Origin of the sequence: Terrabacter sp. 2RAF25, assembly GCF_052115265.1 — a bacterium.
Classification (GTDB): domain Bacteria; phylum Actinomycetota; class Actinomycetes; order Actinomycetales; family Dermatophilaceae; genus Terrabacter.
Genome location: NZ_JBFRGJ010000002.1, coordinates 491,680 through 518,458, shown reverse-complemented (window position 1 = coordinate 518,458; position 26,779 = coordinate 491,680). Strand labels below are relative to the sequence as shown.

Annotated in this window: 23 protein-coding genes; 10 read left to right on the top strand and 13 right to left on the bottom strand. The window is 72.2% G+C overall.

Annotated elements, in window-relative coordinates:
• The first annotated feature begins 256 nt into the window (after positions 1-256).
• Positions 257-2,176, top strand: a complete 1,920-nt coding sequence (locus AB4091_RS05645; RefSeq protein WP_442290749.1) for an N-acetylmuramoyl-L-alanine amidase — start codon at positions 257-259, stop codon at positions 2,174-2,176.
• Positions 2,177-2,575: 399 nt separating this feature from the next.
• On the opposite strand, the gene AB4091_RS05640 is transcribed toward AB4091_RS05645, so the two are convergent.
• The 3 genes from AB4091_RS05640 to AB4091_RS05630 form a co-directional block, all read right to left on the bottom strand.
• Entirely contained in the window at positions 2,576-4,531 is a 1,956-nt protein-coding gene (locus tag AB4091_RS05640; RefSeq protein WP_442290748.1) for a penicillin-binding transpeptidase domain-containing protein, read from the bottom strand.
• A 35-nt stretch (positions 4,532-4,566) separates the two neighbouring features.
• On the bottom strand, positions 4,567-5,601 hold the full coding sequence (locus AB4091_RS05635; RefSeq protein WP_442290747.1) for a hypothetical protein: 1,035 nt from the start codon (positions 5,599-5,601) through the stop codon (positions 4,567-4,569).
• A gap of 72 nt (positions 5,602-5,673) precedes the next feature.
• Positions 5,674-6,354, bottom strand: coding sequence for an N-acetyltransferase (locus tag AB4091_RS05630; protein WP_442290746.1), 681 nt, complete (start codon positions 6,352-6,354; stop codon positions 5,674-5,676).
• A gap of 98 nt (positions 6,355-6,452) precedes the next feature.
• Here AB4091_RS05630 and AB4091_RS05625 point away from each other — a divergent pair, with 98 nt between their 5' ends.
• The 3 genes from AB4091_RS05625 to AB4091_RS05615 are packed head-to-tail and all read left to right on the top strand — an operon-like array spanning position 6,453 to position 9,317.
• Complete coding sequence (locus tag AB4091_RS05625; protein ID WP_442290745.1) at positions 6,453-7,562, top strand: App1 family protein; 1,110 nt, start codon at positions 6,453-6,455, stop codon at positions 7,560-7,562.
• A gap of 38 nt (positions 7,563-7,600) precedes the next feature.
• Positions 7,601-8,461: an Fpg/Nei family DNA glycosylase gene (locus tag AB4091_RS05620; protein WP_442290744.1), complete on the top strand. Its 861-nt coding sequence runs from the start codon at positions 7,601-7,603 to the stop codon at positions 8,459-8,461.
• Between the two features lie 43 nt (positions 8,462-8,504).
• Positions 8,505-9,317, top strand: a complete 813-nt coding sequence (locus AB4091_RS05615) for a hypothetical protein (protein WP_442290743.1) — start codon at positions 8,505-8,507, stop codon at positions 9,315-9,317.
• Between the two features lie 38 nt (positions 9,318-9,355).
• Here AB4091_RS05615 and AB4091_RS05610 read toward each other — a convergent pair whose 3' ends face one another.
• The 4 genes from AB4091_RS05610 to AB4091_RS05595 are packed head-to-tail and all read right to left on the bottom strand — an operon-like array spanning position 9,356 to position 11,624.
• Positions 9,356-9,928: a CD225/dispanin family protein gene (locus AB4091_RS05610; protein WP_442290742.1), complete on the bottom strand. Its 573-nt coding sequence runs from the start codon at positions 9,926-9,928 to the stop codon at positions 9,356-9,358.
• Complete coding sequence (locus AB4091_RS05605) at positions 9,928-10,248, bottom strand: rhodanese-like domain-containing protein (protein WP_442290741.1); 321 nt, start codon at positions 10,246-10,248, stop codon at positions 9,928-9,930. The genes AB4091_RS05610 and AB4091_RS05605 overlap by 1 nt, the downstream gene beginning before the upstream one ends.
• A 33-nt stretch (positions 10,249-10,281) precedes the next feature.
• Positions 10,282-11,271: a DUF1648 domain-containing protein gene (locus tag AB4091_RS05600; RefSeq protein WP_442290740.1), complete on the bottom strand. Its 990-nt coding sequence runs from the start codon at positions 11,269-11,271 to the stop codon at positions 10,282-10,284.
• Positions 11,268-11,624, bottom strand: a complete 357-nt coding sequence (locus AB4091_RS05595; protein ID WP_442290739.1) for a GntR family transcriptional regulator — start codon at positions 11,622-11,624, stop codon at positions 11,268-11,270. Before AB4091_RS05595 ends, AB4091_RS05600 begins: the two co-directional genes overlap by 4 nt.
• Before the next feature lie 53 nt (positions 11,625-11,677).
• On the opposite strand from AB4091_RS05595, the gene pdxY reads away from it, so the two are divergent.
• Both pdxY and AB4091_RS05585 read left to right on the top strand, forming a co-directional pair.
• A complete protein-coding gene (gene pdxY, locus AB4091_RS05590) occupies positions 11,678-12,526 on the top strand; it encodes a pyridoxal kinase PdxY (RefSeq protein ID WP_442290738.1) in 849 nt (282 codons plus the stop codon).
• A gap of 222 nt (positions 12,527-12,748) precedes the next feature.
• On the top strand, positions 12,749-14,017 hold the full coding sequence (locus AB4091_RS05585) for an ATP-binding protein (protein ID WP_442290737.1): 1,269 nt from the start codon (positions 12,749-12,751) through the stop codon (positions 14,015-14,017).
• Here the strand turns inward: AB4091_RS05585 and AB4091_RS05580 are convergent.
• Positions 13,996-14,508, bottom strand: a complete 513-nt coding sequence (locus AB4091_RS05580; RefSeq protein WP_442291392.1) for a GNAT family N-acetyltransferase — start codon at positions 14,506-14,508, stop codon at positions 13,996-13,998. The genes AB4091_RS05585 and AB4091_RS05580 overlap by 22 nt on opposite strands.
• A gap of 84 nt (positions 14,509-14,592) precedes the next feature.
• On the opposite strand from AB4091_RS05580, the gene AB4091_RS05575 reads away from it, so the two are divergent.
• Positions 14,593-14,985 (top strand): VOC family protein, encoded by a 393-nt coding sequence (locus tag AB4091_RS05575; RefSeq protein ID WP_442290736.1) that lies wholly within the window; start codon positions 14,593-14,595, stop codon positions 14,983-14,985.
• Positions 14,986-15,010: 25 nt separating this feature from the next.
• Here AB4091_RS05575 and AB4091_RS05570 read toward each other — a convergent pair whose 3' ends face one another.
• Positions 15,011-15,889 (bottom strand): LysR family transcriptional regulator, encoded by an 879-nt coding sequence (locus AB4091_RS05570; RefSeq protein ID WP_442290735.1) that lies wholly within the window; start codon positions 15,887-15,889, stop codon positions 15,011-15,013.
• An 81-nt stretch (positions 15,890-15,970) separates the two neighbouring features.
• On the opposite strand from AB4091_RS05570, the gene AB4091_RS05565 reads away from it, so the two are divergent.
• Together AB4091_RS05565 and AB4091_RS05560 are read left to right on the top strand one after the other, a co-directional pair.
• Positions 15,971-16,279 carry a hypothetical protein gene (locus AB4091_RS05565; RefSeq protein WP_442290734.1) on the top strand — a complete coding sequence of 103 codons (309 nt, stop codon included), beginning with the start codon at positions 15,971-15,973 and terminating at the stop codon, positions 16,277-16,279.
• 261 nt (positions 16,280-16,540) lie between these two features.
• The gene (locus tag AB4091_RS05560; protein ID WP_442290733.1) at positions 16,541-17,554 is read left to right on the top strand and encodes a YdcF family protein; all 1,014 of its coding nucleotides are present in this window, start codon (positions 16,541-16,543) and stop codon (positions 17,552-17,554) included.
• Between the two features lie 14 nt (positions 17,555-17,568).
• Here the strand turns inward: AB4091_RS05560 and AB4091_RS05555 are convergent, their stop codons facing one another.
• The 4 genes from AB4091_RS05555 to AB4091_RS05540 all read right to left on the bottom strand — a co-directional run bounded on the left by AB4091_RS05555 (position 17,569) and on the right by AB4091_RS05540 (position 26,057).
• Positions 17,569-19,104, bottom strand: coding sequence for an acyl-CoA synthetase (locus AB4091_RS05555; protein ID WP_442290732.1), 1,536 nt, complete (start codon positions 19,102-19,104; stop codon positions 17,569-17,571).
• On the bottom strand, positions 19,101-19,877 hold the full coding sequence (locus AB4091_RS05550) for an enoyl-CoA hydratase/isomerase family protein (RefSeq protein WP_442290731.1): 777 nt from the start codon (positions 19,875-19,877) through the stop codon (positions 19,101-19,103). The genes AB4091_RS05555 and AB4091_RS05550 overlap by 4 nt, the downstream gene beginning before the upstream one ends.
• A 44-nt stretch (positions 19,878-19,921) precedes the next feature.
• Positions 19,922-20,455 (bottom strand): hypothetical protein, encoded by a 534-nt coding sequence (locus AB4091_RS05545; RefSeq protein WP_442290730.1) that lies wholly within the window; start codon positions 20,453-20,455, stop codon positions 19,922-19,924.
• 64 nt (positions 20,456-20,519) lie between these two features.
• The gene (locus tag AB4091_RS05540; protein WP_442290729.1) at positions 20,520-26,057 is read right to left on the bottom strand and encodes an ATP-binding protein; all 5,538 of its coding nucleotides are present in this window, start codon (positions 26,055-26,057) and stop codon (positions 20,520-20,522) included.
• Between the two features lie 226 nt (positions 26,058-26,283).
• Here AB4091_RS05540 and AB4091_RS05535 point away from each other — a divergent pair, with 226 nt between their 5' ends.
• Positions 26,284-26,769: a DUF4825 domain-containing protein gene (locus AB4091_RS05535; protein WP_442290728.1), complete on the top strand. Its 486-nt coding sequence runs from the start codon at positions 26,284-26,286 to the stop codon at positions 26,767-26,769.
• The last annotated feature ends 10 nt before the right edge of the window (positions 26,770-26,779 follow it).

Below are 26,779 nucleotides of genomic sequence, written 5' to 3'. Positions count from 1 at the left end.
TCTGCGCACCGTGGACACGGTCGATTTCTGGCAACGCTTGGGTGAATGTTTCAAGTGGCGGGCCTCGGGATGCACGGGAATGCTCGGTGCCAGAGGTGTTTCGGGCTCGGAGCCGTCGACACCCCCACCCGCAGGTGCGCCGGCGCGTCGATGGACCCATGTCGACGAGACGAGCGCCTGCGGTCACCAGGCATACGAAAGGGACCCACGAGTGATACCCAACTCCACTCCACACCGATCACCCGCACCACGACACGTGCGTCGGTCGCTCGCCTCGCTCGGGGCGGTCGCCGCCGTGGCGGTCGGCATGGCGATGGCCAGCCCGGCCGCACAGGCGGCCGACCCAGCAGCGTCGGTCGGCACCGACGCCGGCAGCCGCGAGCGCGCGTTCGCGGCCGCAGCCTCCGAGTACGGCGTGCCACGCACCGTGCTCGAGGCCGTGTCGTACGCCCAGACGCGCTGGGACTTCAACCCCGGGCACAGCTCGTCCGGCGGCTACGGCCCCATGCACCTCGTCGACGCCGACCTCGGGTCGGCTGCCGAGGGCAAGGGCCTCGGCGACGCGCCTGCTGCTGACGCGCCGGCGCCCGCTGCCGACACGCTCGGCCGCGCGGCCAGCCTGACCGGGTTCGACGAGGACGCCCTGCGCACCGACGAGCTCGCCAACATCCGGGGCGGCGCCGCGTTGCTCGCCGCCACCCAGCAACGGCTCGGCCTGCCCACGGGCGCCGGCAGCACCTCGGGCGACTGGTACGCCGCCGTGGCCGACGCGTCCGGGTCGGCCCAGGAGGACGTCGCCGCGGCGTTCGCCGACGACACCTACTCCGTCATCGCCTCCGGTGCCTCGCGCCGCACGGTCGACGGCAAGGACGTGTCTCTCGCGCCCTCGACAGCGAGCCCTCAGAAGGGCCAGATCAACCGGCTCGGCCTGACGAAGAAGGCCAACAGCTCGCAGACCGACTGCCCGCCCGGGCTCGCGTGCGACTGGGTGCCCGCGCCGTATGCCAAGACCGGCCCCGGCGCCGGCAGCTACGGCAACCACGACCTCGCGTCACGGCCGACCTCGCCGAAGATCACGAACATCGTCATCCACAACACCGAGGCCTCCTGGGACACCACGCTCAAGCTCGTGAGCGACCCGACGTACCTCGCCTGGAACTACTCGCTCCGCTCGAGCGACGGTCGCATCGCCCAGCACCTCGAGCCGAAGGACGTCGGCTGGCACGCGGGCAACTGGTACGTCAACAGCCACTCGATCGGCCTCGAGCACGAGGGCTTCGCCGCCACCGGCGCCCAGTGGTTCAGCGAGCCGATGTACCGCTCGTCTGCGCGCCTCGTGCGCTACCTGGCGAAGAAGTACGACATCCCGCTCGACATGCAGCACATCTTCGGTCACGACCAGATCCCGGGCGTGGCCCCGGGCAACGTCGCCGGCATGCACTGGGACCCGGGCCCCTACTGGAATTGGGAGCACTACTTCCAGCTGCTCGGCGCCCCGCTGCAGTCGCACGGCGTCGACGGCGCCAAGGACCTCGTCCGCATCCTGCCCGGCTTCGACCACAACGTGCAGGCCGTCACCTCGTGCACGACGGCGGGCCAGGCGTGCGAGCCGCAGGGCACGAACTTCGTCTACCTGCACACCACCCCCTCCGAGTCCGCGCCCCTCGTCAACGACATCGGCCGCAAGCCCAGCGGCACGCCGTCGACGACGTCGGTCTCCGACATCGGCGCCCGCGCCCAGGCCGGCCTGACGTTCGCCGTGGCCGAGCGACAGGGCGACTGGACCGCGATCTGGTTCAACGGCGTCAAGGGCTGGTTCCACAACCCGGCGAGCGACCCGACGGCCATCGCGGTCGGCGGCCAGTACGTCGTGCCGAAGGCCGGCCTCGCGAAGGTGCCGGTCTACGGTCGGGCCTACCCCGAGGCCTCGGCGTACCCGGCCGGCATCCCGGTGCAGGCGCTCGCCCCGCTGCAGTACCAGTTCACGGTCGGGCAGCGGTACGCCGTCGGTGACCTCACGGTCCCGACCAACTACTACCGCGCGACGACGTACTCGCTCGACACCCCGAACGACCACGTCGACGTGGTCGGCCAGGACCGCTACTACCAGGTGTCGCTCGGCCACCGGTTCGCGTACGTCCGCGCCGCCGACGTCGACGTCGTGACCGCCCGGTAGTCGTCGAACCACATCGAAAGAGCAGTTCGTCCGGTGCGGACGAACTGCTCTTTCGATTGTTGAGGCTGGACGGAGTGTTCTCTCGATCGTCTGGGTGCGCGAGGTGGTGCTGGGGCGCCGCCGTCCCTTGGTCGAGTGCTCAGTTTCCTGCGTCGGGAAGTGGGCACTCGATGGTGGCGGGGGTGTGGGGGCGGCGCGCGTCGACGTCGACGTCGTCCCCGCCAGGTAGGCCCGACCCCTAACCGTCGAGAGGCCAAAGTTCGTCGCCTCCCGCAGGTCGAAAGGCCACTTCTCGTCGCGAGAAGTGGCCCTTCGACTGTCCGCGGTTGGCAAACTTTGGCCACTCGACGGGTGACGACGGGTGACGACGGGTGAAGACGGGGGTCGGGGGAGCGTGGGCTACCTGAGGTCGTAGGCCTTGAGGAAGCTGACGATGAAGGGCGCCGACCCGGTCACGCCGTTGTCGCCGACCTCGTTGTAGGCGGCGATCGCGATGTCGCCGCGGCCGGCCACCATCCAGGTGTGCGTGTCGGGCGGGTTCTTGGTGCCGAACTCGGCCGTGCCGGTCTTGGCGTACTCGACGCCCAGCGGTGCCAGCACCTTGCCGGAGCCCTCGGTGACCACGGCGTGCATCTCCTGGCGCAGCACGTTCGCCTCGGCCGGGGCGAGCGGCGTGGCCGGCGCGGCGAGGGCTGGAGCGCCGGCCACGAGCTGCGGTCGCACGGTCTGGCCCTTCATCACCGACGCGACGACCACGGCCATGGTCAGCGGGCTCGCCTCGACGCGCCCCTGGCCGATGAACGACGCGGCGTGCTCGACGACGTCGTCGGTGGCCGGGACCGAGCCGAGGAAGCCGGTGAACGGCAGGTCGAGCTTGTCGCCCATCCCGAGCGACTGGGCGGCCTGGGCGAGGTCGTCCTGGCTGACCTTCTCGTACTGGCTGATGAATGCCGTGTTGCACGAGAAGGCGAGGGCGGTCTGCATCGGGATGTCGCCGAGTTTGTCCTTCGGGTAGGTCGTGTAGTTGCTGAAGCGGCGCCCGTTGACCGTCAGGGAGTCGGTGCAGGGCAGCTTGGTGTCGGCGGTGGCGCCCTTGCGGATGTTGGCGAGCGAGCTGGCGATCTTGAACGTCGAGCCGGGTGCCACCTTGCCGGCGAGCGCGAGGGTCGTGCCTGCTGCCGCCGGTCCGACAGCGGCGGCGAGGATCTCGCCGGTGGACACCCGCACGGCCACCAGCGCCGTCGGGTGCGCCGTCTGCTTGGCCAGGGCGGCCTCGGCGGCCGACTGCGCCTTCGGGTCGAGCGTGATCGTGAGCGGCTGGCCCTCGGTCGACTGCTCGGCGAAGAGCTCGCGCTTGTCGAGGACGCTGCCGTCGGCACCGCGCTTGACGGCCTGGACCGCGAGTCCGGGCGTGCCTCGCAGCTGCGCGTCGTAGCGGAACTGCAGGCCGTTGGTGCCCACGCTGTCGCCCGCCTCGAGCGTCCCCTTGGAGTCCTTGACCTGCTCGGCCGTCGCTTCGCCGACCGAGCCGAGGATCGGCGCGGCGAAGGTGCGGCTCGGCCCGAGCACCTTCATCGCGGGCACCGTGATGGCGCCCTTGACCTTGGCGATGGCGGCGCCGTTCTTCGCGATGACGGGGTCGGTCTCGCGCAGTGTCAGGGCCTCGACGAACGCCTTGGCGCCCGCGGCCCCGACCTTCGCCGCATACTTCGCCGGGTCGATGCCCAGGAGTGCGGCCAGCCGGCGGGCCGACGTGGCGGCCTCGGCGCCGGCTGCCTTCGTCTTGTCGATGCCGACGACGGCGACCTCGCGCTCGGTCATGATCTTGGCGCCAGACGCGTCGACGATGTCGGCCCGCCTCGGCCACTTGCGGGCGATCGTGAGTGTCTCGTCCGAGGCGAGCTGCGGCGCGACGAGGGCCGGGTTCCACGCCACCTGCCACGCACCGTCGACGAGGGTCATCGCGACCTTCGACTCGTAGCTCCAGTCGGTGCCGGTCTTCGAGACGTCCCACCGGGTGAAGAGCGTGGCGGTCGCCTTGTCGGAGCCCTCGGTGTGGCTCACCTCGCTGAGCGACACCGAGGGGCGGAGCGCGCCCAGCCCCTTGTAGGCGGCCGTGACGAACGAACCGGCCTTGGCGGCGGTCGTCCCCTTGAGGGGCACCTGCGCGAAGTCCCCGTTGGTCAGGGCGGCGGCGAGGGCGCTTGCCGCATCGTTCGGCTCGGGCGGCGACTGGAACATGGAGCAGCCGGCACCCAGCGTCGCTACGAGGGCACCCGACAGCGCGGTGGCGACGTACGAGCGCCGACGTGGCCGGCTGGGTGCAGTGTGTGCGGTGCGGGGTCCCCGGGGCATGCGACGAGGGTACGTGGCGCCGCCGTCAGGGCCGTTCATCGTCTGGTCGCGTCGACGCGTTCGTCGGCAGCGGCAGCACTGGCGGCCGCCGGACGCTGCTGGTCGCCGGCAGACCGGCGTCGCGGGTCGGCGCGCAGCCACAGCACGCCCGCGCCGACGAGGCCGACGGCCACGGCGACGGCATACGCCCCCCACGCCTGGAACTCGGGCTGGATCGCACGGAGGAAGACGTCGCGGCTGGCCTCGACGTGGTCGCGCAGCCCGCTCGGCAGGCCGGAACGCGGGCGGAGGTACGACGCGAGGTAGGAGAAGGCGGTCTGCCCCGCGGTGCACACGGCCACGAGCAGGACCACGAGGGGCCAGACGACCACTCGCCACAGCGACCGCACGCCGACCGCTGCCAGCGTGAGGCCGACGGCGACGGCCGTGAGGGTGGGGGTCCAGATGAGCAGGGGCCGGCCGCGCTCGAGGCCGAGCAGGGCGATGACGACCGCACTCGCCCACGAGCCGAGGGCGACGGCGAGCGGAGCGGCGGCCAGCGCCCGCAGCACCGGCCGACCGAGCACGAGCACGAGCCCGATGGCCAGTCCGGCCACGGTGCCGGCGACGGCAACGGCCAGCACCCCCACGAGCACCCGGTCGTCCCGGTCGAAGTCGCTGCCGAGCTGGCGCGTGGCACCGGCGGACTGAAGCGTCGAGTAGGCGGCCGCGGCCACGGCGCCCAGGCCGGCGAGCGCCGCCACGGCCGAGGACGAACGGCGAGACTCGGGCCTCGGCGACACCCACCGCACGGCGAGGGCGGCCGCGGCGCCGCCGACGAGCGTGATGGTCAGCAGCAGACCGAGGCGGGCCGTGGTGAACGGGAGCAGCGTGATGTAGCCGTCGGTGGCCGATCCGGTGGCGACGTCGAACGGCCAGTTGCGCGGTGACCGCGCCCCCAGCCCGTCGACGATCCACGGCAGCGCCCCGACGACCCACCAGCCGGCTGCCGCGAGGGGCAGCACGGGCCAGCGGCGTGCGCGGGCGGGCCGTCGGTGTGCCTCACTGCCGAAGCTGACGACGTTGTCCACGCGCAGATCCCAGCACGTCCGTCCGTCATGCGCCAATCGCCCGGGTTGTCGGCCCCACCGCGCGCGGAGACCTCAGCGCTCGGGCCTCCACAGCTGCACCGACGCGACGGGCTCGAAACCGGCTCCGAGGAAGGCGCGCAGGGCGCGGGCGTTGCCGGGTGCGCACGCCGCGACGACGACCTCACCCTCGTCGACGAGGGTCAGCGCGTCGCGCACGACGTCGGTGCCGCTGCGGTCCTTCGACGCGTCGGTCTCCACACCCACCTCGGGCATGCCACCGAGCCCCGTCGAGAGCGTCACGAGCGTGCGGTCGTCGGGGGCGGCGTAGCCGAAGGTCGTGACCGCGCTGCGCACCGAGGTCGCGTGCTCGGCGCGGGGGTGGTTGCGCAGGTCGCTGCGGGGCACGAGGGCGGGCTCGCCACCGAGGCCGCGGGCGACGAGGACGATGTCGAGCGCGTCGATCCACCCCGTGCCGGCCAGCCGCGACACGAGCCGAGGGTTGCTGGCGCCGCCGAAGCCGTCTGGCCCCAGCGAGCCGAGCGTGCCGTCGGACACGTCGTCGTCGACGGCGAGGTACGCGTGCCCGGTGAAGGCGACCACGCCCTCCACGCCGTCGCGCCACGGGGCGACCCGCTGCCAGCCACCGTCGACGGCGGGGAAGTCGCCGCCGGACGCCTTGCTGAGGACTTCCGCGATGAGGTGCACGCCGTCCATCAAACCCGCCCCGTCGTCCGGCTGCCCGCTGGGGTCCACCTGCTGGCACCCCGAGTTGCGCCGCCGTATGCCGTGCCGCTGCCTTCACGCTGCCCTCACGCTGCCTCGGCGCCACGTGCGCCGGGTAGGTTGTGGCCATGTCACGACCGCACGCGGCCGCCATCATCGAGGACACCGTCCACGAGCAGGTCGAGCGCGTGCTCCGTAGCCGCGGGTGGGGCAACCGCGTCATCACGCACGTCGGCTACGGCTCCTCCTCGTTCGTGCGCGTCTTCGGGCGGATCCTGCTCGGGCGCAAGGGCCGCGAGGAGGTCGAGGGCCCCGAGAGCCGACAGGACGCGACGGGCGCGATCAGCCCCGCCCACTACGACCGCGGCTGGCGGGCGTTCCTCACCTCGCCCGCGACGGGCGTGCCGGTCAAGGTCACGGTCGGCGACCGCGAGGTCTTCGGCCGGTCCGACCGCGGCGGCCACGTCGACATCGTGGCCCGCGACCACGGTCTGCCGCCCGGCTGGCAGCAGGCGGTCGTCGAGGTGCAGGGGGCCGACCCGGTCGCCGCCGACGTCTTCATCGTGGCCGACGACGTACGGTTCGGACTCGTCAGCGACATCGACGACACCGTCATCACCACCATGCTGCCGCGCCCGATGATCGCCGCCTTCAACACGTTCGTCAGGCGCGGCAAGGCCCGCCACGCGGTCTCGGGCATGGCGCCGATGTACCGCCGCATCCTGTCCGCGCACCCGGGAGCGCCGATCGTCTACGTCTCGACCGGCGCCTGGAACACCGCCGCGACGCTCAACCGCTTCCTCGTCGAGAACGGCTTCCCGCTCGGCCCGCTGCTGCTCACCGACTGGGGTCCCACCAACACCGGCTGGTTCCGCAGCGGCCAGGACCACAAGCGCACCTGCCTGCACCGTCTCGCGCGCGACTTCCCCGACATCCAGTGGCTGCTCGTCGGCGACGACGGGCAGCACGACCCCCAGCTCTACGCCGAGTTCGCCGAGGCGCGGCCCGACCGGGTCGACGCCATCTGCATCCGACACCTGTCGCCGGCCGAGCAGGTGCTGAGCAAGCCGATGAAGATCGACGCGCCGGTGCGCACCATGGGCCCGGTGAGCGTGTCGACGTTCTCGGCGCCCGACGGGCACCAGCTGCTTCGCGTCCTCGACGAGCACGGGCGGGTCGGTCCGCCGGTGGCCGCCGACGAGCAGCCGTCACGACCGTTGCGACAGCCGACCCGCTGACGCCGCTGGCCGAGGTCGCCGGATGGCAGACTGGCGCCATGCCTGAGCTGCCCGAGGTGCAGGCGCTCGTCGACTTCCTCGCCGAGCGCACCGACGGTCTCGCCGTCACGAAGGTCGAGCTCGCGTCGTTCAGCGTGCTCAAGACCTTCAACCCGCCGCCGCAGGCGCTCGAGGGGGCGCCCGTCGACGGGGTGCACCGGCACGGCAAGTTCCTCGACATCGACGCCGACGGCACCCACCTCGTCTTCCACCTCGCCCGGGCCGGCTGGCTGCGGTGGTCCGACCAGCTGCCGGCGACGGTGGTGCGACCCGGCAAGTCGCCGATCGCCCTGCGGGTCAGGCTCTCCGACGGTTCCGGGTTCGACCTCACCGAGGCGGGCACGAAGAAGTCGCTGGCGGCATACATCGTCAAGGACCCGGCGGAGGTGCCGGGCATCGCGCGCCTCGGCCCCGACCCGCTCGCCGACGACTTCACGCTCGACCGGTTCCGCTCGATGCTCGACGGCCGGCGCACCCAGATCAAGGGACTGCTGCGCGACCAGGAGTTCATCGCCGGTGTGGGCAACGCCTACTCCGACGAGATCCTCCACGTCGCCAAGATCAGCCCGTTCGCCATCGCGGGCACGCTGGCCCCCGAGGTGGTCGACCGGCTGTATGCCGCGCTGCGCGAGACGCTGACCCACGCGGTCGTGACCGCGTCCGGCAAGCCGGCGAAGGAGCTCAAGGACGCCAAGCGCGCCGGCATGCGCGTTCACGCCCGCACCGGTCAGACGTGTCCCGAGTGCGGTGACATCGTGCGCGAGGTGTCGTTCGCCGACACCTCGCTGCAGTACTGCGCCACCTGCCAGACCGGCGGCAAGCCGCTCGCCGACCGGCGGATGTCGAAGCTGCTCAAGTAGCCCGGCGAATCGAATTCGTCCGGAATGCAACGGTTCTGCTGACGTGGTTGTCTTCATCGTCATGAAGCCGATGAAGCTCTCGACGCGACACCTCCCGCACGCGCCCCTCCACCCGCGCCGCCGCACGCCGCGGATCGCGCTGCTCGCACTCGGCACCGTGCTCGTCACCGGAGCCTGCGGGCAGGCGGCACCGGCCGGCAGCGCGTCGACGCCGGCCGCTGGGGGCGGCGCCACACCCAGCGCGGCGACCAGCGCACCCGCGACCGGCGGCACGACCGGGGGGTCGGGCCCCTCGAAGCAGACGGTGACGGCGGGCGGCGTGCGCCTCGAGGCGGCGATGGCGCCAGCCGGTGCTGGCATCGCTGCGAGCTCCGGACTCGTCGTCGACTACACCCTGACCAACACGGGCTGGAAGCCACTGGTCGCCTACGACGCCGTGCCCGACGATCTCGGCAGCGCGACCCTCGCCACGCACGTCGACCCGCAGCATGCGTGGGTCTACGCCCAGTCCGGGGTGCTTCGTCTCAGCAAGCAGGGCTTCGCGACGGCACCGAACGTCCGTTTCGCTGCCGCGCCGGTGATGGGCGGACACACGATCGCGCCGGGGGCGACGATCGCCGGTCGGGCGTATGCCGCCGTGCCGCCGAGGCTGGACGTGCCGGGCGAGTCGTTCGTGGCGCCCCGGAGCCTGGTCGACCCGGCCGTGAAGCAGTGGCAGCTGTGCATCCAGGTCGACGACCGCGCCATGCAGGCCCGGCCCTCGGCCGTGGGGGGTGGCGTCGTGGAGGCGGCGTCGATGGCGCCGCGGGGCGACCAGCTCGTCTGCACGGAGCCGGCCGCGATCCCCGTCTCCTGACGCGTGGACCTGCCTGAGGCTGACCGGAGGCGACCGAGTCAGAGGTGCATCGACATGTGGCCGCCGCCCATCGCCCCGAGGCAGCTGAAGAGCAGGAACGCTCCGGGCCAGATGGCGGCGGCGAGGAGGCACCACGTCTTGGCGGCGCGCGAGGCCTTCTCGGCGCCGATCCAGTCACCCTGGGCCCAGCGCGGCTTCACCTGCAGGGCCTTGACGATCGCGACGACACCGAGCGGCGTGAAGCAGAAGACCGCGCAGACGACCGCCCAGCCGAAGTACGTCGTCGGGGCCGGTCCGCTCCGGGGCGGGCCGGCCCAGCCGGGCGAGGGACTGACGGCATACGGGAGCAGTGGCGCCGGGGGCACGGGCGGCGGGACGGGAGTGGTGCGCGGCGGCGGGCCGCTCGCCTGGGGGAGCGGCGCCGTGGGGCGGCTCGCGCCCGTCGCGTTCGAGACGGCCGGGCCGGTCGGCACGTCCGGTCCGGCCGGCTTCTCCGCGGCGCCTGAGGGCGGGTCGAGGTGCGGCAGCCAGGCCGACCAGCTGTCGTGCGTGGGGTCGGGGCTGCCGGCGCCCTCGGGGTCGCCGTCCGGGTCTCGGAAGCGCTCGTCCATCAGATGATGTTCGGCTCGCCGTCGGCCGAGAGCTGCTTGCCGGCGCGCTGCCACTCGAGCATGCCGCCCTCGACGTTGGCGACGTCGTAGCCCTGGTGGACGAGCCACTGCACGGCGCGGGCCGAGCGGCCGCCCATGCGGCACACGATGGCCACGGTGTCGTCGGTCTCGGGCAGCTCGTCGAGACGGCCCGGCAGCTCGCCGAGCGGGATGTGGATGGCGTTGGGGGCGTGGCCCGCGGCCCATTCGTCGTCCTCGCGGACGTCGACGAGGACGGCGTCGTCGGGCAGCGCGCCCACGGAGGTCGTGGGAATGCTCATGCCCTCATCGTGACACGGAGTGCTGGGGGTGGGTCACGACCTGCGGGACGCGAGGGTGTTGAGCACGGCTGCGGCGTCGGCGGCGTCGTCGACGGTGACGAGGACGGGCGGCTCGCCGACCCGTTCGACGACGAGGGCCTCGCCCGACCGGGTGACGAAGCCGCGACTGCCGTCCTTTCCGATGCGCCAGCCGTAGCCACCGAACTCGCGCAGCGGCGACACGGTGCCGGTGCGGGCCTCGGCCACCCGCTCGAGCGGCACCCGGCTCCACGTGAGGAACAGGCTGGTGACCCGCAGTCCCTCGGCGTCGATGACCACCCGCGCCGAGCCCGTGATGACGAGCAGGGCGACGATCGCTGCCGCGAGCAGCAGCAGCCACGGCATCCCGAGCACGGCGACGACGACGAGCGGCGTGATCGCGAGCAGCACGACGAGCAGCACGCCGACGTTCGGCAGAGCCGCATGACCGGTCCAGGCCACGCGGGTCGTGGCGGGCACGTCGAGGCGTACGGCGTCGGCGGGCAGGTGCCGCCGGGTGCTGTCGAGCGGAGGGGGTCGCAGGCGTCCCCATCGCCAGAGGGTGAGTCCCACGGCGGCGGCGAGCACGAGCGTCGGGACGAGCCAGACGGTCGGGAAGGCCTGGGCCACCTCGCCGGGCCGTTGCGACGTGAGGCTGCCGAAGAGCAGGCCGCCGAGGAAGACCGCGACCACTCCGCCGAAGCCGGCGAGCGGGCCGCGGGCGCTGGGGTGCCAGGCGGCGCCGATGACGACGAAGACCAGTGGCAGCAGCGCCGTCATCGCTGCCGCGGTCACGGCGGCCTCGGTGAGCGACGCGAAGCGGTCGGGACCGCCATCGGGGCCCCAGTGGACCGCGAGGCGCTCGGGCAGTCGGTCGCGCACGGCATACGTCAGCGCCAGCCCGACCACGGTGAGGAACGGGCCGACGAGGGCGCTCGCGACGAGGGCGTGGGTCGGGCGCCGGTCGGCTCCGGCGGAGGCGCTGGTGGCGGCTGGCGTGGTCATCGCTGGAACTCGCTCTCGATGAGTCGGGTGAGGTCGGTGGGGGTGGCGCCGGTGAGGCGGGCCTCTGCGACGAGGTCGGCCACGAGGGAACGCAGGCGTGCGTCGCTCGCGGGGTCGGAGGCCGACACGACGGCGCCTCGCCCGCGCCGCAGGTCGATGAGGCCCTCGTCGCGCAGCGACTGGTAGGCGCGCAGGACGGTGTGGAGGTTGACGTCGAGCAGGCCGGCGACCTCCTTCGCCGAGGGCAGCCGGTCGCCGCGCCCAAGGCGCCCGCCGGCCATCTCGCGACGCACGCAGGCGGCCACCTGGACGTGCAGCGGAGTGCTCGAGGTCGGGTCCACCTGCCACAACATAGTTTGATTATGACTAGAACTATGCCGTGTTTGCAAACCACTAGGGTGAACGGGTGAAGATCCTGTCGATCCAGTCCCACGTCGCCTACGGCCACGCCGGCAACTCGGCCGCGGTCTTCCCGCTCCAGCGGCTCGGCCACGAGGTCTACCCCGTGCTGACGGTGACCTTCTCCAACCACACCGGCTACGGCTCCACGCGGGGTCCGCTCATCGCGCCGTCCGACGTCGCGGCCGTCATCGACGGTGTCGAGGAGCGAGGCGCCTTCCCGACGATCGACGCGGTGCTGTCGGGCTACCAGGGCGCCGAGGCGGTCGGCGAGGTCGTCCTCGACGCGGTGGCCCGCGTCAAGGAGGCCAACCGGGCCGCCATCTACTGCTGCGACCCGGTCATGGGTGACGTCGGCCGCGGCTTCTTCGTGCGCGAGGGCATCCCCGAGTACATGCGCGACCATGTCGTGCCCAAGGCCGACATCGTCACGCCCAACCAGTTCGAGCTCGAGTTCCTCGTCGGACGTGCGGTGACGTCCCAGTCCGACCTCGTCGCGGCGGCGCGCGAGCTCGTCGCCCGCGGGCCACGGGTCGTCCTCGTCACCTCCGCCCTCACGTCGGACACCCCTGAGCACTCGATCCAGATGGCCTGCGTGACGGCCGACGACGCCTGGCTCGTGACGACACCGATGCTGCCGATGACGGTGCGCGGCGGTGGCGACGTGACGGCGGCTGTCTTCCTCGCGCACTACCTGACCGACGGCCCCGAGGTGGCGCTGAGCCGCACGGCGGCCACGATGTATGCCGTGCTCGAGCGCACCCATGCGAGCGGCTCGGACGAGATGCTGCTCGTCGCGGAGCAGGACGCCATCGCGTCGCCCGACGAAGTTTTTGAAATCTCGTCGATCGCTTGACCGTTTCGCGCGCAACCGCGTTATAGTCGCAACGCGCCGTTCCGCATGACCACCCCTGACCGTGCGGAACGGCGCTTTTTCATGTCTGGATTCGATGGAATCCGCATCCGAGGGCTTCGGTTCCCTTCGAGACGGTGCATCGGGAACGCGCGCCACGACTCGCCGATCGCGCTCTCTGCGGATGTCTCGGATGAGGGGTAGAGAGGCGTATAGCCTCCGAGCGTGGATCCGATCACGAACCCGTACGCCCCCGGCGCGGGCCAGCGCCCACCCGAGCTCGCCGGTCGCGACGAGCAGCTGCGCACGTTCGACGTCGTTCTCGAGCGCATCGCCCGCGGCCGCTCCGAGCGCTCCATCGTGCTGACCGGCCTGCGCGGCGTCGGCAAGACGGTGCTCCTCAACGCGCTTCGGTCGTCGGCGGTGCGCGCCGACTGGGGCACCGGCAAGTTCGAGGCCCGTCCCGACCAGCGGCTGCGCCGACCTCTCGCCGCCGCCGCCCACCAGGCCGTGCGCGAGCTCGGCCACCCGCGCTGCGACGAGGTCGACCAGGTGCTCGGCATCATCAAGGCGTTCGCGCTGCGTGAGTCGCCGAACGGCGCCAAGCTGCGCGACCGCTGGCAACCCGGCATCGACGCCCCTGCGGTTTCCGGGCGAGCCGACTCCGGCGACATCGAGATCGACCTGGTCGAGCTGTTCACCGACATCGGCGGGCTCGCGGCCGACGTCGGCAAGGGTGTCGCCTTCTTCATCGACGAGATGCAGGACCTCGATGCTGAGGACGTGTCGGCCCTGTGCGCGGCGTGCCACGAGATCTCGCAGTCGGGCCTGCCGGTCATCGTCGTCGGCGCCGGGCTGCCGCACCTCCCGGCAGTGTTGTCGGCGTCGAAGTCCTACTCGGAGAGGCTGTTTCGCTACTCACGCATCGACCGCCTGCCTCGCGACGCCGCCGACCACGCGCTCGTCGGCCCGGCCTCCGAGGAGGGCTGTGACTTCACGCCCGAGGCGCTCGACGAGATGTATGCCGTCACGGCCGGCTACCCCTACTTCATCCAGGCCTACGGCAAGGTCGTGTGGGACGTCGCGCCGACCTCACCGGTGACCGCCCAGGACATCCGGGTCGCCGTGCCCGAGGCCGAGTCCGAGCTCGCGGTGGGCTTCTTCGGCTCGCGTTTCGAGCGTGCCACCCCTGCGGAGCGCGAGTACCTCCGCGCCATGGCCGATGCGGCCATCGTGAACCCGGTTGAAGCCCAGGCTGACTCGCACGGTGATGGTGCTGCGGAAGCCGGCCCGGCGGCATACGACCGGGATGGCGTCCAGGAGCGTGAGGCGGTGCCGACGTCCGCCGTCGCCGACGTGCTCGGCCGCAAGCCGCAGTCGCTGTCGCCGGCACGCGACGCCCTCATCAAGAAGGGCCTGATCTACTCCGGCGAGCGCGGCCTCATCGCGTTCACGGTGCCCCACTTCGGGCGCTACCTGCGCACCCAGTCCTGAGGGCTGCCGGTCCGCGGCAGGCTGCTCGGAGCTGGTCGAGCCTGTGAGCGGGAGGTGAACGCCCAGTCCACGCCGTCCTCGCCCTCGTCGTCGAAGGCGGGATCTCGTCGCAGGCCGATCTTGGTGGCGACCCGCCGGCTGGCTTCGTTCGCGGGGCGGATGCGCGCGACGACGACCTCGGTGGGGAACGACTCCTGCGCCCAGTGCAACAGTGCGGCTGCGGCTTCCGTGGCGTAGCCGTGTCCCCAGGTCGAGGGATGAAACCGGTACATGAGATTGAGGACGCGGTCGCCGTGGATCGTCATCCAGCGGAGACCGCAGCTGCCGACGAGGCGACCGGTCCCCTCGTCGAAGACGCAGCAGTTGCCGAACCCGTGACGCTCCCAATGTCCCAGCCAGCGCGTCACCAGTGCCTCGACGTCCTCGAGCTCGGTCACCAGGTCCGACGGGTTGTGCAGGACCACCGACGGATTCGACAGGATCCCGAGGATCGCTGCGGCGTTGCCGGGGCCGACCGCTGCGGCGCACGTGTAATCATCGCTGGAAACCAGGGACTCGAAGGGACTGTGACCTGAATGCAGATGAAGCTGGAGCTGATCCCACTGGCCGTGTCCGACGTGGACCGGGCCATCGCCTTCTACGAGGGCAAGCTCGGATTCACCAAGGACGTCGACGTGCGGCCCACGGAGGGCATCCGTGTGGTCCAGCTGACGCCGGAGGGCTCGGGCTGCTCCGTCGGGTTCGGAACGGGCCTGGACGTGTATGCGGGTGAGCCCGGCAGCGCCAGGGGCCTGCACCTCGTCGTCGAGGACCTCGAGGCGGCACGTGCGGAGCTCGTCGGCCGTGGCGTGGAGGTCGGCGAGATCCACGACTTCGGCGGTGGGGTCCGTGGGGCCAACTTCTCCGACCCCGACGGCAACACGTTCGAGCTGCAGGAGATGGCCTGGCGCACAGGCGACCAGTACTAGCGAGCCCCCCCGCTCGCGACCGGGGTCAGCCGATGAGCTCCTGGAGCAGCTCGACGGCGCGGCGGGCGGCGCTGTTGCCGGCCGGGTCGCGCACGACGGCCGCGATGTGCCGCACCGGAGTGGGCGCCGTCAGCGGTAGCACGCGCACCTCGGGTGGGATGATCCGCGCGGCGAGCTGGGGCACGCTGGTGATGCCGACCCCCGCCTTGACGAAGGCGATCGCGGTGATGTGGTCCTGCGCCTGCACCGCGAAGCGCGGCTGGAAGCCGGCCGACTCGCAGGCGGACGCGAAGATGCGCGAGCACGTCGTGTGCGGGAGGTCGTTGCGGATCCACGTGTCACCGGCCAGCTGCGCAAGGCCGACCTCGTCCTCGTCTGCGAGCGGGTGGTCGGCCGGGAGGATGACGACGAAGGGGTCGACGGCGAGCGGCACGCGCTTCGAGCCGGCCGGGTCCTGAGCTCCCGGGGTGTCGACGACGATGTCGAGGTCGAGCGTCGCTCCGGCGTACTCCGGGATCTCGGTGAGCACGAGCTCGAGCGTGAGGTCGGGCATCTCGGTCGTCAGCCGACGGGCGAGCGTGGGCATCCACTCGGCGCCGGCCGACGCGAAGTAGCCGATCGTCAGACGCCCCGACCGGCCCTCGCGCAGGTCGTCGACGACCTGGTCGAGCCGACTCAGCTCACCCATCAGCTCGTTCGTGTTGGCGACGAGGGAGCGGGCCGCCGCGGTCGGGGTCAGGCCGCGGCCCTCGCGCTCGAAGAGCGTCAGCCCGGTCTCCTTCTGCAGGGCCGAGATCTGCTGGCTGATCGCCGAGGCGGTGTAGCCGAGGTTGTCGGCGGCGGCCTGGATCGAGCCGCTGGCCATGACGGATCGGAACACCCGGATGCGGTGTGTGTCGAGCATCCTCGAATACTACAGATAGCCTTAAGGGTTGTGAAGAAAACATCGCTTGTGCTGAATAGTGCAAGGTTGGATCATAGAAGCATGACGACACGCATCTTCTCCCTCGACTCCCTTCGGTCCCTCGCCTCGTCCGCCCGTCGCGGGCACCTGGCCGGCAGCTCGGGCAGCTTCTCGCTCGCCGCCGAGCGCGACCTCGACCGCGTCGCCGGTCACCTTCTCGCCGTCGCTCAGGCCGACCCGGAGCGCCTCTCGGCAGCGACCGCCGCCCCCGTCGCTGCCCCCGTCGACCTCGGCGCGCACCGCGCTCGGGCTGCCCGCCAGGTCCCCGCGACGGCGCCGGCCGCCGCCCGCCCAAGCGCCCAGCACGCAGAGCACGCGCAGGCCAGCTGACCGCGTACGCGGGTCGTCGCGCACACGAAGAACGGCCGGTCGGGCACAGAGCCCGACCGGCCGTTCCGTGCGTCCGCGCATGGTGAAAGGGCCGGGCCCCACCCGACCGCCAAGCCATGAGGGAGGGGTGGTGTGGCGGTCGATCCCGGCCCTTCCGCTCGTCACGCTACGGGACGAAACGGGCCGACGGGGGCTTGCGGCCCCGACCGATCGGAGGACCCGGGTTTCGCGTCACCACCCTCCGGACGGCATGCTCGGCACATGCCCGCGCCCGTCGACCTCCTGCTCGCTGCCGCCGGCGCGGCGCTCCTGCTGCTCGCTCTGAGCTCGTCGAGAGCCGAGCCGCGACGCTGGCGCAGTGGCGTGTTCCTCACCGGATCGCTCTGGGCCGTAAGCGTTCTCGCAGTCAACCTGTTGTCACCGACGACGCCGCTGGTGGCCGTGCTGACACTCCCGTGGCTCGCCGCTGCGGTGCTCGGGTTGCTCTTCGCCGGCAGCGCCCTCTCCGCGTCCGTGCGGGACGGTCGCAGCCTCGCCGGGCTGCTCGCGCTCGTCCTGGGCGCCGCGATGGTGGCCGCGACCGTGCTCGCGACCGCGGCAGTCGTCACGGACCACTCCGTGCCGGTGGTGGGCGCCGTCGTCCTGCTGTTGCCCGGCTGCCCCGGCCTCGCCTTCGTCAGCTATCTCCTCTACTGCCTGCTCCAGGGTCGCGCCGAGCCGCGCCCCGGGCCCGTGGCCGTCGTCGTGCTCGGCTCCGGCCTCGTCGACGGCACCGTCCCGACCCTCCTCGCCAACCGGCTCACCGCGGCGATCGACGCCTGGCACGCCGAGCGGGAGGCCGGGCGCGAGCCACTGGTCCTGCCGAGCGGCGGCCAGGGCGACGACGAGCCGATGCCCGAGGGCGTGGCCATGGCGGCGTACCTCGTGGCCCACGGCGTGCCCACCAGTGCCGTCGCCACGGAGGACCGCGCGACGACGACCGAGGAGAACCTGCTGCTCTCGCGCGAGATCCTCCGCTCCCGCGGCCTCGACGCGGACGGTCACCTCCGCGTCGTGACGAGCGGCTACCACGTCGGCCGCGCGGCGCTCATCACGCGCAGCCTCGGCATCGACGCCGACGTCACGGGCGCACCCGCGGCGTGGCACTTCGTGCCGAGCGCCTTCCTGCGTGAGTTCCTCGCGGCGGTCACCTACCGCCCGCGCACCAACGTGGCCGGCCTTCTCCTGTGGGCCGGTTTGACCGCCCTGCTCGCGTATGCCGCCTGGCCGCGCTGAGCGCGCAGCCCCCGTCAGCCGGTGACGTCCTTCGCGAGGTCGTCGCGGAGCACCCGCTTGAGCAGCTTGCCGCTCTGGTTGCGGGGCAGCCCGTCGACGAAGTGGATCGCCTTCGGCAGCTTGAACGGAGCGAGCGAGCCACGTGCGTGCTCGACCAGCTCGGACTCGGTGGCGGACTGCCCGTCGCGCAGCACGACGACCGCGGTGACGGCCTCGACCCACCGCTCGTGCGGCGTCGCGATGACGGCCACCTCGGCCACGGCGGGGTGCGTGTAGAGCGCGTCCTCGACCTCGCGCGACGCCACCATGACGCCGCCGGTGTTGATGACGTCCTTGATGCGGTCGACGACCGTGAGGTGACCCTCCTCGTCTCGGGTCACGAGGTCGCCGGAGTGGAACCACCCGTCGCGGAACGCCTCGTCGGTCTCGGCAGCCTTGCCCCAGTAGCCGGTGCACAGCTGCGGCGAGCGGTAGAGCAGCTCACCCGGCTCCCCGGGCGCCACGTCGGCCCCCTCCGGGTCGACGACGCGAGCCTCGACGAAGAGGACGGTGCGCCCGCACGCCTCGGGCCGCGCCTCGTGCTCCTCGGGCCGCAGCACGGTGGCGAGCGGGCCGATCTCGGACTGGCCGAAGCAGTTCCAGAAGCCGAGCTCGGGGAGCCGCTGCTGCAGCCGGTCCCGCACCGGGACAGGCATGATCGACGCGCCGTAGTACGCCTTGCGCAGGGAGCCGAGGTCGGCCGTGTCGAGCGCCGGGTGGTTCGACAACGGCACCCAGACGGTCGGCGCGAGGAAGAGCGACCTGATGTGCTCGGAGGCGACCTTCTCGAGGATCACCGGCACGTCGGGCCGTGGCAGCAGGTGGTTCGTCGCCCCGACCGCGAGGTACGGCATGAGGAAGACGTGCATCTGGGCCGAGTGGTAGAGCGGCATCGAGTGGAGTGGCGCGTCGCCCTCGCGCAGGTCGAGCCCGACGATGCACGAGACGTACTCGTGGACGAGCGCCCGGTGGGTCATCATCGCGCCCTTGGGCTGTGACGTCGTGCCCGAGGTGTAGAGCAGCTGCACGAGGTCGGTGTCGGCCCGCTCGACGTCGAGAGCCGGCACGTCGCCGGCACTCCAGAGCGGCAGCAGCGCGTCGTCACCGCCGTGGAGCAGCAGCACCTGCTCGAGCGAGGTGCCCTCGCGCACCGCCTCGACCGAGCCGCGCAGCGCCCCGTCCACCAGGGCCACGCGGGCGCCCGAGTCGCCCAGCAGGTAGGTGAGCTCGCGTCCCGTCAGGGCGTAGTTGACGGGCACGTGCACGAGCCCGGCGCGGGCGCAGCCGAGGAAGGCGAGCAGGTACGCGTCGGAGTTGAGTCCCACGGTCGCCACCCGGTCGCCAGGGGCGAGCCCGAGACCCAGCAGGTGCGCGGCCGCGCGGGACACGGCGTCGTCGAGGGCGGCATACGTCCACGTGCGGTCCTCGAAGACCAGCGCCGTGCGGCGCGGGTGGCGCGCGGCGCTGCGTCGGAGGACGTCGTCGACGGTGCTCGACGTGGTGACGTTCACGCGGTGTCTCCGTTCGGTGTGGCGAAGCCGGTGATCAGGGCGTCCGCCTCGGGGGTGGACGACAGCCGTGCGATGGTCGCGGCCTCGTCGGCGAGCTGGGCGGCATACGGGCGCTCGGGGGAGAGTCGCAGCAGGCGCGCTGCCTCGCCGACCGCCTCACGCGGCAGGGCAGCGATGCCGGCGACGACCTCGCCTGCACGTGCGTCGAGGTCGTCGAGGTCGGCGACCTCGGTGACGAGACCCCAGTCGAGGGCCGTCGCCGCGTCTATCGTCGCGCCGGTGAGCAGGAACAGCGCTGCCCGCCGGGCGCCGACCGCCGCAGGGAGCAGCGCGCTCACCCCGCAGTCGGGCGACAGGCCCACCGACGGGTAGGCCGCCACGAACGTCGCGTGCTCGGCGGCGACCACGACGTCGGCCGCGAGGAGCAGACCCACTCCCGCACCCGCCGCGGTGCCCTGGACGACGGCGACGACCGGCACGGGGAGGGCGCGCAGGGCCGTGAGGGCGTCGTGCAGCACGCCGGCGAGCTCCGCGACGAAGGCTGGTCGGTCGGGCGCGGCAGCCATGGCCCGCACGTCACCGCCGGCGCAGAAGAGTCGTCCGTCGGCGCGGACCACGACGACCTGGACGTCGCGGACCGTCCGGGCGACCTCGGTGACCGCGTCACGCAGCGCCAGCGCACTCGGCAGGTCGAGGGCGTTGCCCGCGTCGGGACGGCCCAGCCGGATCGTGGCCACGCCGTCCGACACCGACAGGAGCTGCGGCGTCGTCACCCGGTCATCCTGCCGCGCGGACGCGCCGGGGGCCAGAGCCGGGCCTACCCGAGCAGCGCCGCGATGCCGATCGCGCCGAAGGCGCCCACGAGCGCCACGACGGTGAGGCCGGCCACCCACAGGGCCCCGCGCTGCTCACCGTTCATCCGCTCCTTCCAGCCCTGCTGCCTGGCGACCCCGCGAACGAGATCGCGACCCTCGCCGGCGCGGAAGGAGTAGTCGACGACCTTGCCCATCGTGCCGGTGTCGGCATCGACGCCGAACTCGATGCGCCGCGAGTAGCTCATGACGCGACCGCGGCTGAACTTCTTCATGGCCGTGAGGCTCACGCCGCCCGCGCCCGAACCGTTGTAGCTGACCTGGTTGTCGACGTCGGTGATGCCGTAGCGGCCGTCGTCCCTGAGGTGCACCTCGTGCGTGAAGACGCGCTTGATCCCGTGCGCCGCGGTCAGCGTCAGCCAGCGCTTGCTGGTCACGTCGACGGTCAGGTCGAAGCCGTACGGCTGCTCCGTGACGGCATACGGCGTGCCCTCCGCAGCGCGGCGGACACCCTCGATGAACTCCTGCTTGCTGTTCATGAACTCCCCTGTGGACGTGCGTGGTCCGGGCGGTCGCCCGACCGGCTCGCGGCCGGCCCCGAGACTAGCCCTCGAGACCGGCCTCCAAGGCGGCGATGATGCGCGGGCGCATCTCGTGGGCCCCGATGACGGCGTCGACGGAGCCGACCGACACGGCGCGGTGGATGCTGTGCACGCTGTCGAACTCCGATGCCACCTGGCCCAGCTTCTCGGCCCGCACCGACGCGCGCAGGTCGGCGAGCTCCGTTGCCAGCCGGGCCCGCTCGACCCCCGACGCCCCGGCGACCTGCGTCTCGAGCTCGGTGATGCGCGGGTCGGAGGCCGTGCGGGCGTCGACGTCGCGCGAGAAGACGACGGCTGCGGCGGGCGCGCCGCCGAGCACCGACGCGAACGAGCCCTCGACCGCGAGCACCGTCATGCGCGGGTTCAGCGTCTTGGAGAACACCACGAAGGCGCCGCCGTGGTATCGAGAGACGACGGTGAAGACGATCGGGCCGTCGAAGTTGACGATGGCCCGGCCGATCTCGGCGCCGTACTCGAGCTGGAGCGCGCGCATCGACTCGGGCGACCCGTCGAAGCCCGAGAGGTTGGCCAGCACGACGACGGGACGGTTGCCGCTCGCCGCGTTGATCGCCCTGGCGACCTTCTTCGACGACCGCGGGAAGAGCGTGCCGGCCGTGTAGGTGTCGGGGCCGTCGGTGGGCGGGAAGCCCCGTCGCGCAAGGGACTTGCTCTCGATGCCGATGAGCGTGACCGGGATGCCCGCCAGGTGGGCGTCCTGCACGACGGCGGTCTCGGCGTCGGCCATGCCGGCCCAGCGCTCGAGCGGTGCGTGGTCCTGGTCGGACACGGCCCGCATCACCGTGCGGATGTCGAACGGCTTCTTGCGGTCGGGGTTGGTGAGCGAGCTGAAGATCTCGCCGACCGACGTGAAGTCCGAGCCCGGTGCGTCGTGCGGGAAGAGCGTCACGTCACGGTGGGCCGGGTCGCTCGTCGGCACCCGGCGCGGACCCGACTCTCCGGGCGCGACGTACGCGTGGTCGTAGTGCGCCATGAGGATGTCGCGGGCGCCCGCGAGGTCCTTCGCCCAGTACTGCGCCTGGCCGTTCGGGCCCATGACGCGGTCGTAGCCTCCGATGCCGAAGTTGTCCTCGGCGGAGACACCACCTGAGAAGTCGAGCGACTGCTTGCCGGTGAGCACCATGGCGCTGTCGGGCGTCATGACGAGGATGCCCTTGGTGTGCATCAGCATCGTCGCCTCGGCGTTCCAGTAGGGCTGCGCGCCGACGTTGATGCCGGCGACGACGATGTTGATCTCGCCGCCCGCTTGGGTGAACTCGATGATCCGCTTGAGGGCGCGGGCCACCCAGTCCATGTTCTCGGTGCCGGAGTCCATCGAGATGCGGGCGCCCGCCGAGAGGGAGTACCACTCGAGCGGGACCTGCATCTGCTCCGCGAGGTCGAGCGCCGCGATGACGCGGGCGCACTCGGCCTCGGCGACCGAGCCGAGCGACCGCAGCGGGTCACCCGACAGGACGACGCGCGTGACGCCCTGTGGGTGGCGCACGGTGGGCGAGGTGACGACGGCCACGATGATGCCGGCCTTGTTGAGTCCCTGCGGTCGGTCGACCGGCACGAGGGCGCCGGAGTCGTCGAGGTCGTGTTCGACGACCGTGCCGCCGTCGCCGGCGATCATCGACTGCAGCTCGTACGGGTAGATGAGCCCGCGGCGGCGGGCCCGGACGACCTTCGAGGCGTAGTCGTCGAGCGGCTTGAGTGGCTCGGTGGGCGGGGCGCCGACGGAGGCGACGACACCCGAACCCGGCTGGTAGTAGAAGCGGCCCGCGATCGCGAGGGGTGCGGCGTCCGGCGTGCCGGCCACCGTCGCCTGCACGAGGACCTCCTCGATGCCCGCGCCGGCGGTGACCGGGGCGATCTTGCTGCGCAGGGCGGTGAGCTGGCCCAGGTCGGCCTCGATGGTGGGCCAGATCTGCACCCACACGTGGTTCATGTCGAGCTTGGATGCCCTGGCGCCGCGCGAGGCACGGACCCGCCGCACCGCCTCGAGGCAGTTGGCGATGGCGCGCTCGACGTGGGGCAGGCCCGAGACCTGGCCGGCCTCGTCGCGCACGACGACGATCTGGCGCACCTGCGCCAGGGCGACGAGTCGGGTGTCCTCGGGGTTGTCCTTGGCCACGCACTCGTAGAGCAGCACGTCCTCGGGCGCCTCGAGACGCGTCACGTCGAACGCGGTGAGCCGCCACAGGTTGAGGCGGCGTCCGACCATCGGGTGCACTCCGCGGACGAGGCGGTCCTCGACGAGCGCGCCGTCGACGGGCCGGAAGGTGAAGTAGCCGACCGGACGGTCCTGCCCGGCGCTCACGGCCACGGCGACGCGGCGTACGTCCTGGGCGAACGGGAGCTGCTGGAGCAGCGCCGCGAGCTGGTCGCTCGCCTCGTCGGGCGACGGCGGCTCCTGCGTCCAGCGCAGGTAGAGGTCGACGACGGACTGCAGACCAGTCGCGCGCGACCACACGTCGTTGGAGACGGCCGTGTCGAGCGCACTGCCGGGCGTCAGCTCGTCGACCGAGCCGATGGTCGACGTGAGGTGCGTCGGGCGGTCGTCGAGCGTGTAGTCGGCGACGGCGAAGGGCCGGTCGGCCTCGGAGAAGGTGCGCAGCCCGTGCAGCTCGTGCTCGCGGTAGTGCCGCTTGATGAGCACCTCGAGCATCGGCTCGTGCTCGGGCAGGCTGTCGGGAGACTGCTCGTGCAGGCGCTCGGCGAGGAAGCGCACGATCTGCTCGGGGATGGCGGCCAGCTCGTCGACGCGGGCCGCGTGGTCGGGGGCGTCGGGCTCGGCGGCGAGGCCGGACAGCTTGTCGCGCACACCGGCGAGCACGCTCTCACGGTCCTCGTCGACGAGCGGCTGGTCGAACCAGCGGAAGCGCACGCTGCGGGCGAGGTCGCCGATGACGGGGAAGCGCAGCTGGGTCGCGACGACGAGACGGTCGAGCGCGTCTCGCGCCGCGACGTCGAGCGGTGTCGTGGGGATGGGCTCGGCGAGCCAGCGCTGGAGGATCGAGGTCGCCAGCTGCACCTCGGGGGCCGAGCGCTGCTGGGCGAGGAAGACGCGGAAGACCGCCTCCTCGAGGTCGGGCGTGCGCTCGAAGTCGGCGACGCCGTAGTGGCGCAGCACCCGGGCGAGCTTGTCGCGGAAGTCCGCCGAGAGGCCGGCCCGCTCGACGTCGAGGCTCTGGAGGTAGGAGTGGAAGTGCTCGCGCGGGCTGTGCACGAGCAGCTCGGTGTGGCGCTCCTCGGCGGCGGGGCGGTTTCGGCTCAGCTCGGCGAAGTCGGTGATGAGCTCGAGGATCGCGATCTCCTCGGCGAGCGGCACGGCGCCGTCGGCGGCCAGCTCGTCGCGCGCGGCGAGGTAGCCGGAGAGCATCCGGGCGTTGCCGCTCGGGTCGATGTCGAAACCGAGCACGCTCGCGGAGAGGTCCTCGATGCCGCGGTCGACCCGCTCGCGGACGGTCGCCCGGTGGGCGCTCGCGTCGGGGAGGTCCAGGTCGACGCCGGCGGAGTCGGTGGTCTCGGCGACCTCCTCCTCGTCACCCGTCGGCTCGAGGCGCACGAGCGGGGCGCCGGTCTCGACCTGGCTGCCGACGGCCACGAGCAGCTCGCGCACCCGGGCCGCGAACGGCGCGGGCAGCACCGTCTCCATCTTCATCGACTCGAGCACGAGCACCGGTGCGCCGGCGGCGACCTCCGTGCCGGCCTGGACCGGGGTCGCGACGACGAGCGCGGGCGCGGGCGAGCGCACGACGCCGCCCTCGTCGCGGCTCACGCGGTGCGTGACGCCGTCGACCTCGACGAGGTGGACGGGGCCGTGGGTGGCGGTGACGAGGCGGTGCGAGCGGCCCTCGACGACGATGCGGCCGGCGTACTCGTCGATGCGGTCGATGGTCGCGTCGACGACGTGCGGCTCGGCACCGTTGGTGATGCTTACGCGGTAGCGGTGCCCGGCGGTGCGCAGCACCATGACCTTGTAGGCCGTGCCGCGCAGCTTGAGGTCGATGGCGCGACCGACGGCGTGCTGGACCTGCGGGCGTCCGCCGCGCGCCGACTCGAGCAGGCGGGCGCGCTCGATCGCCTCGGCGTCCTCGTAGGCCTCGATGCCGGCGGCGACGAGCGCGACGCCGGAGTGGCGGTGCGACACGAGGCGGCCCTCGGCGCGCACCCGGTCGATCCAGCCGGTGTCGGCCGAGCCGTCGATGATCTCGGGCTGGTCGAGGAGGTCGAGGATGAAGCTCTTGTTCGTCGAACCGCCGTCGATGACGACGGTCGTCTCGGACAGGGCGCGGCGCAGGCGGGCGAGGGCCTCGTCGCGGTCGCGACCGTAGGCGATGATCTTGGCGATCATCGAGTCGAAGTCGGCGGGGATCGAGTCGCCTTCTCCGACACCCGTGTCGACACGGATGCCGGGGCCGGCCGGGAACTGGAGCAGGCTGATGCGTCCGGGGCTGGGCGCGAAGTCGCGGTCGGGGTCCTCCGCGTTGAGGCGGGCCTCCACGGCGTGGCCGCGCTGGGTGGGGCGACCGCCCGGCAGGTCGTCGAGGCGCCCGCCGTTCGCGACGTGGATCTGGAGCTTGACGAGGTCGGTGTCGGTGACGACCTCGGTGATCGGGTGCTCGACCTGGAGGCGGGTGTTGACCTCGAGGAAGGCGAAGAAGCGGTCGCCCGGGTGGTAGAGGAACTCGACCGTGCCCGCGCCCGCGTAGCCGACGGCGATCGCCAGCCGCTCGGCGCTCGTGCGGACCTCGTCCTCCTGCTCGGGGCTCAGGACGGGAGACGCGGACTCCTCGATGACCTTCTGGTTGCGGCGCTGCACCGAGCAGTCACGCACGCCGACGGCCCACGCGGAGCCCTGCCCGTCGGCGATGACCTGCACCTCGATGTGGCGCGCACCGGTGACGAGCTTCTCGAGGAAGACGACGCCCGAGCCGAAGGCGCGCTCGGCCTCGTCGCGGGTGCGCTCGTACGCGTCGGTGAGGTCGGCGTCGGAGTCGACCCGGCGGATGCCGCGGCCACCGCCGCCCGCGGTCGCCTTGAGCATGAGGGGGTAGCCGATGCGGGCCGCCGCGGCCTTCGCGTCGTCGAGGGTGTCGACACCGCCGCGGCTCCACGGCGCGACGGGCACGCCGACCTCCTCGGCGATGAGCTTGCTGCCGATCTTGTCGCCCAGCTTGCGCATCGCGTCGGGACTCGGGCCGATGAAGGTGACGCCGACGCGCTCGCACAGCTCGGCGAAGGCGGGGTCCTCGGCGACGAAGCCCCAGCCGACCCAGGCGGCGTCGGCCCCGGTCTCGCGCAGCGCCTTCTCGAGCACGGCGTGGTCGAGGTAGGGGCGTGCCGAGGCCGGCCCGAGGTCGTACGCGTGGTCACTCTCGCGGACGAACATGGCCCGCCGCTCGCCCTCGGTGTGCAAGGCGATCGTCTCGATGCGGTGGCCACCGGGGCCCGCGCCCGCGTTGAGGTCACGCACGGCGTGGATGAGGCGCATGGCGGCCTCACCGCGGTTGACGATCGCGATCCGCGAGATCATCGAGGGGGTCTCCTTCGTCGTGCCTCCGCCCGGCAGGGCGCGTGGCGCTCGTCACGCCACACCCGCAGCCTTCCACTCATCGGTGGCGACCCGCGAGTAGACATCGCGGAGGTTTGCCGACGGGCGCCGTGGAACCGTCTCGCGACGACTCACATCTGTCAGACTGCGCCGGCCGGATCGTCGGCGACAGGGACGGGTCGGGATGACCCGGGAACAGGGGACCGACATGTTCAGACGCGCTCTCGCCGCCGTGCTGCTCGGGGGCGTCGCCCTCGCCGGCTGCACCGCATCCGGCACCTCGCCCGACGGCACGGTGACGCCGAGCCGCGCCGACGAGCTCTGGAAGCAGCGCACCGACTTCGTCGGCGACAACTCCCGCGTCATCTGGCTGACGCGGGCTGCCGGCTTCGGGCCCGACGGCTCCTACACGATCTCGCTGCAGACCGCGACGAAGCCGTACGGCGTCACGATCACCTTCGACACGCCCACCGACAAGGCCACCGACAAGCCGTTCGACCAGACCGACTTCGCCTCACCGTCCACGCTGCTGCTCGGCACCATCGGCAACCTCGACGCCGTGCACGTCAAGGCTGCCGACCGGTCGTTCGACCTGACCGCGGCGCAGGCCACGAAGCAGCTCGGCTACGACGTGAAGACGCTCGGCCGCGACCAGAAGAAGCTGACGGCATACGTGGACACGCTCGCCGACTGAGGCCGGCGGG